Raw genomic sequence first — 11,659 nt, 5'->3', positions numbered from 1 at the left:
GTCACGCCTCCATGAGCGCAGCGGACTCTCGGCGTGCGCCGGCACGTCCGCCGCCCGTGCCGTTTCCATCGTCCCCGTCGCCCCCGTCGTCCCGCTCGTCCTCCTCCGACGCGCGGCAGGCCGCCTCGACGGCCGAGAGAAACTCGCGGCGAAACCTGGCGGCGCCGAAACGCAGCGCGTTGCGGCGGCAAACCTGCGGATCGAACGGCGCATGCCGCTCGAAGCGCCCGATCGCCTCGACGATCGCCGCCACGCTGCGCTCCCGGAAAAAGAGCCCCGTCGCGCGCGCCGGGTCCGGCGAGTCGATCACGGTCTCCAGCACGCCGCCGCGCCCGTAGGCGATCACCGGCGTGCCGCACGCCTGCGCCTCGACCACCGCGATGCCGAAGTCCTCCTCCGCCGCGAACACGAAGCCCCGCGCACGCTGCATGTAGCCGAGCAGCCCGGCGGCCGGCAAGCGGCCGAGCAGCACGACGTTCGGCCCCGCCGCGGCCTGGGCCCGCGCGAAGTCGGGCCCGTCACCGATGACGACGAGCCTTCTCGCCGGCATCTGCGCGAAGGCCTCAACGACGAGCGGCACGCGCTTGTACGGCACCATCCGCGAGGCGCACAGATAGAAATCCTCGCGGCCCGGGCCGGGACAGAACCGTTCGACGTCGACGGGCGGATAGACCATGGCGGCCTCGCGCCCGTAGACCTTGCGAATGCGCCGGCCGATGAACCGCGAGTTCGCGACGAGCAGATCGACGCCGTGCGTCGTGCGCTGGTCCCAGATGCGCAGGTAATGAAGGATCGCGCGGGCCAGCCAGCCCTTCGCGCCGCGCGCGAGACCCGCGCCGTTCAGGTACTCGTGCTGCAGGTCCCACGCATAGCGGATCGGCGAGTGCACGTAGCTCACGTGCACCTGGTCGGGCCCGGTGATGACGCCCTTGGCGACGGCATGGCTCGACGAGATCACGAGGTCGTAGACGGACAGGTCGAACTGCTCGACGGCGAGCGGCATCAGCGGCAGATACGCGCGATAGGCCGAGCGGGCGCGCGGCAGATGCTGGATGAACGAGGTGACGGCGCGCTTGCCGTGCAGCGCGCGGCGCTCGTCGTCGGGCAGAAAGTCGACCACGGTGAAGAGGTCGGCCTGCGGCCACAGGCCGAGGATCTGTTCGAGCACGCGCTCGGCCCCCGCATAGGTCGTGAGCCAGTCGTGCACGACGGCCACGCGGGAAAAGCGCCGCCCGGCCGGCCGGTGCGCGGATTCGCGCGCCGGCTCGGTCTCGGGCGCACGTTCGGCAGCCACTAGTTCAGCCAAGGCGAAATCTCCTCGATCAGCTTGAGCGCGCTCGCGCGCCAGGTGAGCTGCGCCGTGCGCGCCGCGCCGCGCCGGCGCAACTCGCCGCGTAGCGCGCTATCCCCGGTGATTTGCGCGAGCAGCGCGGCCAGCCCCGGCGCGTCGTCGGGCGAGATGTAGAGCGCGGCGTCCCCGCACGCCTCGACGACCGCCGGCAGGCGCGACGCGATAACCGGGCAGCCGAGCGCAAGCGCCTCGATGGGCGGCAGGCCGAAGCCCTCGTAGCGCGACGGATAGACAAAGCACGACGCGTGGCGGTAGAGCGCGGTCAACTCCGTATCGCTCACGTAGCCGAGCTGCCGCACGAAGTCCGGCAGCGGTTCGCGCCGCGCATCGTAGACACGCGCGTCGCCGCCGCCCGCCACGACGATGTCGAACGACGCGTGGCCGATGAGCCGCGCCGCCTCGGCGACCAGTCCGAAATTCTTGTGCCGGTTGCGGCTGCCGACCGCGAGCACGTAGGGCCGCCGCATCGCGAAGTTGCGGCCCGCACGCGTGCCGCGAACGGCCGCGCGCAGCATGTGCTCGCCGCTCTCGGACACCACACCGATCTTGTGGGCCGGAATCCGGTAAGCCTCGCAGAGTTCACGCCGAGAGAATTCGGACACGGTCAGCACGCGCCGCGCCACGCGCCCCATCTGCGGGGCCATCACGCGATACCAGGCCGCGAACGCGCGGCTATAGCTCTCGGGCACGCGCATGGGCGCGGCGTCGTGCAGCACCGTCACCTGGCGCCGGCAAAAGAGCGGACCGGAATTGCAGAGGTTGAGCAGTAACGCGCCGCGCGCCGCCGCCGGCAGGCAAAGCTGCTCCCAGCGCAGCCCGCGCGCGCGTCCGGCGGCGCGCAGCCTCACGTGCCGGAACGGATTGCCGATCGGCCCCAATGAAACGGGCACGACGAGCGACACGTCGAGCCCGGCGACCTGCGGATGGCCGGCGTCGATCAGTTCGTCGATGGCGCGCACCGTCTCGAATGCGAAGCGGTCCACGCCGGTTGCCTGGCGGCCGAGAAAACGGCCGTTGATCGCGAGCGCGCGGGAGGCAAAGGCGCTCATGGGCGCGTCCCCTCGCGTATCGGACGCGCTTCGGCTCGACGAGACGCAAGACGCGCAGGCGCGGCCCGACGCGAGAGCGGATTGGCGATGCAGCGGACCGCATAGCCGCTCAGCCGCCGCGACGGCAACAGGCACAGCATCGTCAGCGCGAGCGCCGCGAGCTTCTTGCCCGCGCCCCAGAACGGATTGCCGAGTACGGCGCGAAAGTAGCCGCGCGAGTCGAACAGGAACCAGTGCCAGCGCGCGGACCACGGCACGCCGTCGACCGCGCCGCACCAGCGCGCCTTCTCGTAGGAGAAGTCGATGGCCTGCGCGGGCAGGGTCTCGCCGAGCCGCGTCCCGACCAGCGCGCGCAAGGCGTCCCAGCGCCGGGGAAAGGCGTCGGTAAACGCTTCCCGGTCCTCGCAGTTGCCGAACGACGCGCCGCCCGGGGGCGCCTGCGCGCCGGCGTTTTCCCGTTCCGGCCGGTGAATCCTGTAAGCCCCGCAGGCCGCGTCGATCGAGCGTACGGCGCCGAGCAACGCCACGCCGTAGATCGCGAAGAAATCGGCGGCGAGGCCGTGCTCCACATCCGGAATCGGCAGCACGCGGCGCAGCGCGCTCACGCGGTAGGCGTTGCCCGACGCCGGCGGCGAGGGGTAGAGCCAGCCGCGCCGCAGCGCGTCGGCGCAATTCTCCGGCGGCATCGAATGCGGCACGTGCGAGCCGATGCGCTGGCCGTCGTGCGCCACGACGTCGAGCCTGAACTGCACCTTCGCGCAACGACCGTCCGTGCCGAACGCCGCCAATATCCGGTCGACCGCGCCGGCGTAAAGCAGATCGTCCGAATCGAGAAAGAGCACGTACTCGCTGCGGACCCGCTCGATCCCGAGGTTGTAGACCGACGCCTGGCCGCCGTTCTCCTTGAAGACTGCCTCGATCCGGTCGCCGTAACGTTCGATCACGGCGCGCGAGCCGTCCGTCGAGCCGTCGTCGACGACGACGACGCGCGTTCTTCCCGGGTTCTGCGCGAGCGCGGAATCGATCGCCTCGCCGAGAAAGCGCTCGTAGTTGTAGCTGCAAATCACGATGTCGAGCCGGTCCGCCGCGTCGGCGTCCTGCGGCTCGCGGCCCGCACCGGTCCGCCTGTCAGCCGTCGTAGCCATATTCCCTCCCGTATTTGCCGGGCCGCGACTTCAGGTCGTTGAAGATGACGCCGCGGATCGGCACACCGATCTGCGCGAACCGGCGCATCGCGTCGCGCATCTCGTCCAGGTGCGTGACGCCGTGGCGCGCGATCATGAACACCGTGCCGGCAAGCCGCGCGACGATGCCCGAATCCGCGACTGGCAGAATCGGCGGTGCGTCGATCAGCACGAGGTCGTAGGTCTCCTGGGCGTGCCGCATGAACGCGACGAAGTTTTCGTGCATCAGGATCTCGCCGGGGTTGCGTACATTGCTGCCGCTCGTCACGAGATCGACGCCCGGCAGCACGTCCCGGCACACCACCTCCTCCAGGGGAAGCCCGTCGACCACGATGTCCGGTACGCCCCGGCCCGCGGGTATGCCGAGGTAGCGGTGAATGGAGCCCCGGCGCAAATCCGCGTCGACGAGCAGCACGCGCTGGCCCGAGGCGCCCATCAGCGCCGCGAGATTGACCGACACGAACGACTTGCCGACCACGGGCGTCGGCCCGGCCAGCAGGACGATGCGGTTCGGCGCCTCGCGCAGCGCGAACTCGAGCGCGTTCCGGAAGCTGCGCAGGCTCTCGACCGCCGCGTCGCCCGAAGCGACCCGCGCCAGCACGAGGTCGGCGCTCGTGTTGCCGGTCAGTTTGCGGGTCAGCAGCACCTGGGCCCGGCTGCGCGGCACCGAGGCATAGACGAGCAGGCCCGTGCCGGCCTCGATTTCGGCGGCCTCGCCGATGCCGTCCACGAGCCGGCGCTTGAGCAGCACGACCGACACGCTCAGAAACAGCCCCGTCAGCAGCGCGCCCGCAATCACGAAGGCCCGCTTCGGCCTGAGCCGGCTTTCGGGCACGAACGCGCTGTCGACGAGGCGCACGTTGCCGACCTTGCCCGCCTTGAGCAGCCGCAATTGCTCCTGGGTGTTCAGCAGGTTGGTGTAGAGATCGGTGTCCACCTGCACCTCGCGCTGCAGTTGCAGCAGATTCTGTTCGAGCGGCGGCAGCGCGCGCGTCGCGGCCGCGATGTCGCTCACCTCCTGGTCCGCCTCGGCAAGCTGGTCGTCGACGGCCTTGACGGCCGGATGCTCGGGGGTGAAGCGTTCGAGCAACTGCGCGCGCTGCTGCTTCAGGTCGGACACGCGCGTCTGCGTGTTGGCGGCGCGCTGCAGCAGCGCGTCGGCCTCGGCGTTCAGGTCCACCGTGCCGTTCGCGGCGCGGAAAGCGTTGAAGTTGCTTTCGGCCGTCTCGAGCTGCGTCTTCAATTCCGGCAACTGCTTCTGCAGGAAGAGAATCGACTTCTCCGCCTCTTCGGCCGTGCGCTGCACGTTCTGCTGTACGTACTCGTTGCCGATCGCGTTCAGGATGTCGCGAATCCGCCGCGGGTCCGTGCCCTGCAGCGCGACGCCGATGACGTCCGAATCCTTGCCCTTCTCGGTGATGAGGAGCCCCGCCTGCAGGGCCTCGATGGCCGAGAGCCGCGAGTCGCGTTCGAGCTCGAAGCTCGCGCCCGGCTTGCCGGTCGCCTCGCTCACGAGCAGATCGACGTAGCCGCTACCGGCCGCGGCATGCAGCGGCTGGCCGACCTTGCCCTCGAACTCGGCATGCCCGTGCGAAAGCCGGTAGCGGCCGCCGCCGAGCAGCGTGAGCCGGAACGGAGCGCCGTACAGCTCGTCGGGCACCTCGAACGTCTCGACCGCGATCTTCTCGCCGCCCCACGCGTAGCCGCCGAAACCCGACCAGGCAGGGGTGCCCAGATGGTCCGCGAACCATTTTCCGATCACCGGGAAATAGCGCGGCGTGGCATGAATGTAGAGCTTGATGCTGTCCACGGCGCGGGAAATGACCATTCTCGAGCGCAGCACCTCGATCTCGGAGGAGGCCTCTGTCTTGACCGCGAACATCGACGAGAGATCGCTCAGCACGTTCCTCGGCGAGCTCTGGTTCTCCTCGACCTGGATGAGGATGTCCGACTGATAGACGGGCTGCGCCAGCAGCGCATAGGCGCCGCCCGCCAGCGCGAAACAGGCCGTGATCGCCGCGATCCATTTGCGGTTCTGGTAGAGCATGTCCAGATAGTTGCCGCCCTGACCGGCTTCGGCGAAGTCGGCGTCGATCGTCTGGAGTGTCATATCGCGGGAAGTCATGATCCTTCTCCACATCCGTGAGCGTTTCGGAACAATGCCCGCGTGCCGTGCGTCGAGCCCGCCGCGCGGGCCCCGGCGCACGGCACACCGGTTTTCAGTAGCCGACGGCCCGACTCGTCGCCGCCGCCTCCGTGCTCGGCAGCAGCAGGTTGATAACGCGGCTCCAGCGCACGAGCGAGGAGGCGTCGACGAACACGACGTCGTTGGGTTCGAGTTCGAACCCGTCGGCCGTCGCCATCGCGACCGGCGAGCTCGCGTTCAGGTGGAACACCGCCGTGCGGTTGTCGCTCCGCCGGCGCACGACGAAGATCTGCGACGCGTCGCCCGAATTCGGATCGACGCCGCCCGCGCTGCCGAGCGCCTGGTTCAGCGTCATCTGCCCGTTGTCGAGCAGTTGGCTGCCCGGATGCCCGACCTCGCCGAGCACGTACACCTTGCTGTCGTTCTGCGAATACACGCGCACCAGGTCGCCGTCGTGCAGCACGATGTCGTCGGGGTTCGCGCCCTTGGCGATCATGTCGGGAATGTCGAGCATCACGGTCTTCGCGCCGCGCGTGATGGCCACGCGCGAGCGGTCGCCCAACGCCGTGAAGCCGCCGGCGCGATTGATCGCCTCGGGCAGCGTCATCGTCATGTCGTCGAGCACGAGCAGCCCCGGCGTGCGGACCTCGCCGTCCACATAGACCCGCCTGCTGCGATACGCGACGATGCGCAGCGTCACCTGCGGCGCGCGCAGATAGAGGCTCAGCTTCTGCGCCAACAGATCGCGCGCCTGCATCTCGGTCAGCCCGGCCAGCTTCAGCGGGCCGACGTAGGCGAACTGGATCTCGCCCCCCGCATCGACCGTGTAGCCCGAGACCACCGAATTCGAGCCGCTCGGGTCCTGCGCGGCGCCGGTCGTGGTGTCGGGCAGGTTCAGTTCCGGGTGGTCCCACACCACGATGCTCAGGATGTCGCCGGGTCCGAGCGTGTAGGGCGAAGGCTTCTCGAACAGTTGCGTCACGTCGGCCGGCATGCCCTGCGGACGCGCCGCACGCTCCTTCGCGATCAGGTCCGCGTTGATTTCGACGAGATCGTCCGATGCCGGGATGCCGCCGCCGGCCGTGCCGTGCGCGCCCGCGCCGGCCGCCGGGGCGCTGCCCGGGGCGGCCGCGCCCGCGATGGCGGCCCGGCTCTGCGGCGTATAGGTCATGCCGGGCGATATCGCGCAGCCGCCGATCAGCACGGCGGAAAACAGCGCCGCGATCCATGCCGGAAAACGGCCGCTCCGCGCCTGTCCGTCGAACACGATCCATTCATTCGTAATCCTTCCTGATACGGTCCGGCACATTCCGGAACCCGATTGCCTTGCAAAGTCGATTAGCTCGTATAACATCGTCGTCACCTGCATTGCCAGTCGATGCCCGTTATCTGCATGAACCTGTGTGAGGTCCAGCCGTGAAAACTTCCGCTGCCATGCTTGCCTCGCTGTGCGCCCTCACCTTCGGTCCGACAGCGGCGCCGGCCCAGCAAACGGACGACGCTTCCGCGACGCCTGCTCCGGTAGCCGCCTCGCCGGCAGGCACCTTGCCACTCATGACCTATCCTCTGACGTCGTATCCCGCCCCCTTCCCGGCCGCGCCGTCCCCTTCGCCTTCGGGTCCGACCGGAGCCAGCCGCACCGCCGATCGCACTGCCGGTCGCTCGCCGTTCGGGCCGTCCGGCCCCGGACCGCGGATTCCCCGCACCGCCCCGCTCTCCGCCACCGCGCCCTCGCCCGCCTTGAACGACCCCGACGCTTACGACGGCTGGAGCGCCGACACGCTGTACGCCTCGCCCGACACGCCTTCGCCCTGGAATCGCCCCTGATGCCCGCTCTACCGGGCGCCGTTCGCCGGCACGATCTGCCGGCCGCCGTCGGCGGCGCGCGCCGCCCCCGGGCACGGCCGCTCATCCGATACGTTCAGCGCGACGAGCGCCCGGGCGAGGCGCGATGCCGGTCTGCGCGCCGTCGTCCTTCGTTGCACGCCTGACCTCGTCCGTGACCCGGCGCTTGACTTCGCCTTTCCTTGACTCAATAAGCGCCGCCGCCGTGAAGCACGACGCTGAAAGTCCTGAAGAGGATCGTGATATCGCGCGAGAACGAGCAGCTCTTCGCGTAAGCCACATCGAGCGAGACGCGCGTCGCATAGTCCGTGTCGCTGCGCCCGCTCACCTGCCATAGCCCGGTCATGCCGGGCTTGCTCATCAGGTAGTAGCCGACGTCCGCGCCGTAGCGCGCGAGTTCCCCGTCGACAACCGGGCGCGGCCCGACGAGGCTCATGTCGCCGCGCACGACGTTCCAGAGTTGCGGTAGCTCGTCGAGGCTCGTACGCCGCAGGAAATGTCCGATGCGCGTCACGCGCACGTCGTGCTTGAGCTTGAATTCGCGCGCCCATTCCGCGCGTGCCTGCGGGTCCGTTTCGAGCAGACATTCGAGCACGCGATCGGCATCCACGACCATCGAGCGGAACTTCAGGCAGCGAAACCGACGGCCATGGCGTCCTACGCGAACGTGAGCGAACACCGCCGGTCCGCCGTCGCTCATCACCGCGAGCGCCAGCGCGGTGAGGACCGGGGAAAGAACGATCAACAGCGCAACGCCCAGCGCGACGTCGAAACAGCGCTTCATCGCGTATCCGGCTGCCGCGGCATGCGACGGGCCGCCCGCCGCGACGTCGCGCCCCGCACGATAGGCCGCGCCGAACGCGCGCCGCATCGCCGGAGACGCGACGTCGAACACGACATAGGTCAGCGTGTGGGATACGAGCAGCGACGCGCCGGTCGCCAGGGTCCAGTCGAAGAACCAGGGCATCGGCAGCGGTCTCGTGCGGTGAATCGCATAGAGCAGAACCAGCCCGCAAACCTGTACCGCGAGCCACGCGAAGGTGGTACGCCCGGCCACACCGGCCACCGAGCGCACGCCGCGCGACGCATACGCGCCGCAAGCCGGAAACACGGACAGCGCGAGCGCCGCCACGAATGCCACCAGCGAGGCGTCGAACGCATGCGGGCCGCCCGATGCCAGCGGCTTCAGATGCAGTACACCCACGGCGCCGAGCACGATCAGCCCGATATCGATTGCCCGATGGAGTAGTCCAGACATTTTCGTCACCCCATAGCTTCAAGACGACACATTTCCTTGCACCCGTCTTTCATCAAATAATCAGTAATCCTTCATTGAATGAAAGGCCCTGTCCGGATGCGGGCCCGGCCGGCCGGATCATCAATCAGATTGCTGCGTATTTCAGACTATTGCCGACGCCTCGCGCGGGTCGCCCCCACGCCACGGCTCAAGGCCTGCCGGCAAACGGACGGTCCGACGGCCACGTTGTGTCGGGATGCACGCCGGAACGGTTGCGCAACCGGTACTCTTTCGGGGAAATCGACCAGCGCTTGCGAAAGAGCTTCGCCAGATGGTCGCCGTTGCCCATGCCGCTGCGGCGCGCGATCTTGTCGACGGGCAGCTCGGTCGCGAGCAGAAGCCGGCAACTCATTTCGAGACGCGCGTCGAGCAGGTACTCGGAAGGCGTGCGCCGCATTTCCAGCTTGAAGCAGCGCAGAAAGTTCCGCTCGCTCATCGCGGCTTCCTGCGCGGCCTGCGCGATGGAAACGGGCCGGTCGCAGTTTTCTCGCAGCCAGCGTGCAAGACGCCGCATCCTGGCCGGGCGGGTTTCGATGCCGTCGGTTTCGAACGGCCCCGCCTGACCCGCATCGGGCATCAGCCGCTCCGAGATCGCGCGTGCCGCCGCTTCACCCAGATCCCGTCCGAGCAGCGCGAGAACGCCGCCCATCAGTCCGGCGCGATCGTCGACCGCGCTCGCCTCGACGAAATACAACACCTCGTTGTCCGGCCCGTTTGCAACGCCGTTGCCGGATGCGGGCCACGCCAATGCCGGGGCCGATGGCGCGCGGGACAGGCGAACGATGCGCCGTCTCGCCAGAACGTCGTCAAGCCAGGGCGCAAGCCGGTCCGACGCCGCATTTCCGGGCGACGAACCGGCTCGCGACGGGCCGCTCATCGAGACGATCGCGTCGAAGGTTTGCACGGCCGACACGTCGAGCCGCTCGGTCCACACCTTCAGCGACGACGCGCATACCACGCTGCCGCCTTCGCGCGACAGCAGCTCCAGGCGATAGCGCACGTGCGGCTGCCGCGTGCCCTCGCTCCATTCGCCGGCCATGTGGAACGCCTCGGCCACGACCCCCGCCCCCAGCAACGAAAATCCATCGGACAGCACCACACCGATGCGGCGCACGACATACGGCGCGTCGTCCTGTCCGCGCTGCGTACCCTCCCGCTTGTACTGCCTGCTCGCGCCCATCATTTCGCTTCCCCACGTAAAACCCGACTGCCCGCCGGCAGGGTCCGAGTCCCGCACTGCCGGTCACATGCAAACGCCGCTGAAGGACAGTCTGGATCTCGACCTGTTGTCGTCCACTGCGGCGTCGATTCATTTATATCGCAGGGGCCCTCGCTCACACCATCACTATCGGGGGCGTTGTGTGCGCTCCTGAACGTAGTCCCGCAACGTCTCGCGCGACTCCTCGCAAGGCCGCTCTTCCCAGGCAAAGGTTTCGTCGGCGACAACATCGAAGCAGGCCGTTGCACACGCATCGAGTTGCATGTGCAACGGCCTCACGCGGTGCAATTGGCTCCTTGACACGCCCTTCGAGGCCAGGTCGATGCAACACGGTTGAATCATTTTCCAGCGGCGGTCCCGATGGCCGCTTCGTCCGGCATCGCTGCCGGACGAAGCGGCCCCAGGCGGAACGGGAGCTCACGTATCGTGTGAGAAAACCGCCCCGTTCTCACGGGCTCGGCCGAATGTCGTTGTGCAGATTTGAAACAAAACGGATCGCCCGGGGCACTCGCGCAATACAGGGCACACCAGGCCGTCGTCGCGCTGCCGGGCGAATCCCCGGTTTCGGAGTGGTCTGGCATGGTCCTCGCTAAAGCTGCTACGCGGCACACATGCCCAGCCCCAACGGGCCGTCGCCGCAGGCAGAACCCAGCAGAACCCAGGCTGGACCATACGGGGCCGGAGCTACCTGTCGCCAGGCGTTCGGAAGAACGGCGCAACACGACGGTGAGCAGACCGGAACATAAAACGGCAAGCCAGACGAACGGCTTTGCGCGAGGACCCATAACCATGCTCACGCTTCAATCCGATCTTCACGGCAATCACCTGCTGGGTGCGCTGCCGCCGCACGAGTGGCAGGCGCTCACGCCCCATCTCGAGCTCGTCCATCTGCGCACCGAGCAACTGCTCTGCGACGCGGCGCAACGCATCCACCACGTCTACTTTCCGACGACCGCCATCATCTCGATGCTGCTCACCATGGAGGACGGCAGTTCGGTCGAAGTAGCCGCGGTGGGCCGCGAAGGCATGACCGGCGTGCCGATCCTGACCGGCGGCGAAACCATGCCGAACCGCGTGCAGGTACAGTGCGCCGGCTTCGCCTACCGGATGAGCGCGCAATGCCTGCGCCAGCACTTCGAGCGCTCGGACCTGTTGCGCCGACTGTTGCTGCTCTACATGCACGCGCTGCTGACCCAGGTCGCCCAGACGGCGGCCTGCAACCGCCATCACTCGCTGAGCCGGCAATTGTGCCGCTGGCTGCTGCTCGAATCGGACCGCGTGGCGTCGAGCGACTTGATCGTCACGCAGCAGTTGATCGCCGATATGCTCGGCGTGCGTCGCGAGGGCGTCACCGAGGCGGCGGGCAAGCTCCATCACGAAGGCCTCATCTGTCACAGCCGCGGCCACATCCGGATCGTCGATCGCGACGGGCTCGAAGCACGCGCCTGCGAGTGCTATCGCCTCGTCCGGCGCGAGTTCGACCGCCTGCTGCCGCGTCTGAGGCAGGCCGAAGTGGTCCACTGAGCCGGGCCGGCCGGCACGTGCGTCGTCGTTGCAAAGCGCACGCG

At 68.4% G+C, this 11,659-nt stretch carries 8 protein-coding genes; 1 reads left to right on the top strand and 7 read right to left on the bottom strand.

All coding sequences use genetic code 11. The features are described 5' to 3' along the window. Window position 1: 1 nt before the first annotated feature. From CY652_RS04060 to CY652_RS04030, 7 genes are all read right to left on the bottom strand, one after another. Complete coding sequence (locus CY652_RS04060) at window positions 2-1,216, bottom strand: glycosyltransferase family 4 protein (RefSeq protein ID WP_258002197.1); 1,215 nt, start codon at window positions 1,214-1,216, stop codon at window positions 2-4. Window positions 1,217-1,293: 77 nt separating this feature from the next. Beyond that, the gene (locus tag CY652_RS04055) at window positions 1,294-2,400 is read right to left on the bottom strand and encodes a glycosyltransferase family 4 protein (protein WP_102129428.1); all 1,107 of its coding nucleotides are present in this window, start codon (window positions 2,398-2,400) and stop codon (window positions 1,294-1,296) included. Continuing rightward, window positions 2,397-3,545, bottom strand: a complete 1,149-nt coding sequence (locus CY652_RS04050; RefSeq protein WP_102129427.1) for a glycosyltransferase family 2 protein — start codon at window positions 3,543-3,545, stop codon at window positions 2,397-2,399. Before CY652_RS04050 ends, CY652_RS04055 begins: the two co-directional genes overlap by 4 nt. Continuing rightward, window positions 3,529-5,709 carry a GNVR domain-containing protein gene (locus tag CY652_RS04045; RefSeq protein ID WP_102129426.1) on the bottom strand — a complete coding sequence of 727 codons (2,181 nt, stop codon included), beginning with the start codon at window positions 5,707-5,709 and terminating at the stop codon, window positions 3,529-3,531. The genes CY652_RS04050 and CY652_RS04045 overlap by 17 nt, the downstream gene beginning before the upstream one ends. Before the next feature lie 94 nt (window positions 5,710-5,803). Beyond that, the gene (locus CY652_RS04040; RefSeq protein WP_258002184.1) at window positions 5,804-6,997 is read right to left on the bottom strand and encodes a polysaccharide biosynthesis/export family protein; all 1,194 of its coding nucleotides are present in this window, start codon (window positions 6,995-6,997) and stop codon (window positions 5,804-5,806) included. A 765-nt stretch (window positions 6,998-7,762) separates the two neighbouring features. Then, window positions 7,763-8,833, bottom strand: coding sequence for a sugar transferase (locus CY652_RS04035; protein ID WP_102129424.1), 1,071 nt, complete (start codon window positions 8,831-8,833; stop codon window positions 7,763-7,765). Window positions 8,834-9,020: 187 nt separating this feature from the next. Continuing rightward, window positions 9,021-10,055 carry a GlxA family transcriptional regulator gene (locus tag CY652_RS04030; RefSeq protein ID WP_102129423.1) on the bottom strand — a complete coding sequence of 345 codons (1,035 nt, stop codon included), beginning with the start codon at window positions 10,053-10,055 and terminating at the stop codon, window positions 9,021-9,023. Between the two features lie 825 nt (window positions 10,056-10,880). On the opposite strand from CY652_RS04030, the gene CY652_RS04025 reads away from it, so the two are divergent. Next, on the top strand, window positions 10,881-11,615 hold the full coding sequence (locus tag CY652_RS04025; RefSeq protein ID WP_102129422.1) for a Crp/Fnr family transcriptional regulator: 735 nt from the start codon (window positions 10,881-10,883) through the stop codon (window positions 11,613-11,615). Window positions 11,616-11,659 lie beyond the last annotated feature (44 nt).

Origin of the sequence: Burkholderia sp. WAC0059 (assembly GCF_002870125.1) — a bacterium.
GTDB lineage: Bacteria > Pseudomonadota > Gammaproteobacteria > Burkholderiales > Burkholderiaceae > Paraburkholderia.
This window is presented reverse-complemented; position numbering and strand designations above follow the sequence as displayed.

Bases quoted from the DNA above. Each gene is read 5' to 3' on its own strand.
- CY652_RS04055 (WP_102129428.1), bottom strand. From the start codon at position 2,400: ATGAGCGCCTTTGCCTCCCGCGCGCTCGCGATCAACGGCCGTTTTCTC.
- CY652_RS04030 (WP_102129423.1), bottom strand. From the start codon at position 10,055: ATGATGGGCGCGAGCAGGCAGTACAAGCGGGAGGGTACGCAGCGCGGA.
- CY652_RS04050 (WP_102129427.1), bottom strand. From the start codon at position 3,545: ATGGCTACGACGGCTGACAGGCGGACCGGTGCGGGCCGCGAGCCGCAG.
- CY652_RS04045 (WP_102129426.1), bottom strand. From the start codon at position 5,709: ATGACTTCCCGCGATATGACACTCCAGACGATCGACGCCGACTTCGCC.
- CY652_RS04025 (WP_102129422.1), top strand. From the start codon at position 10,881: ATGCTCACGCTTCAATCCGATCTTCACGGCAATCACCTGCTGGGTGCG.
- CY652_RS04035 (WP_102129424.1), bottom strand. From the start codon at position 8,833: ATGTCTGGACTACTCCATCGGGCAATCGATATCGGGCTGATCGTGCTC.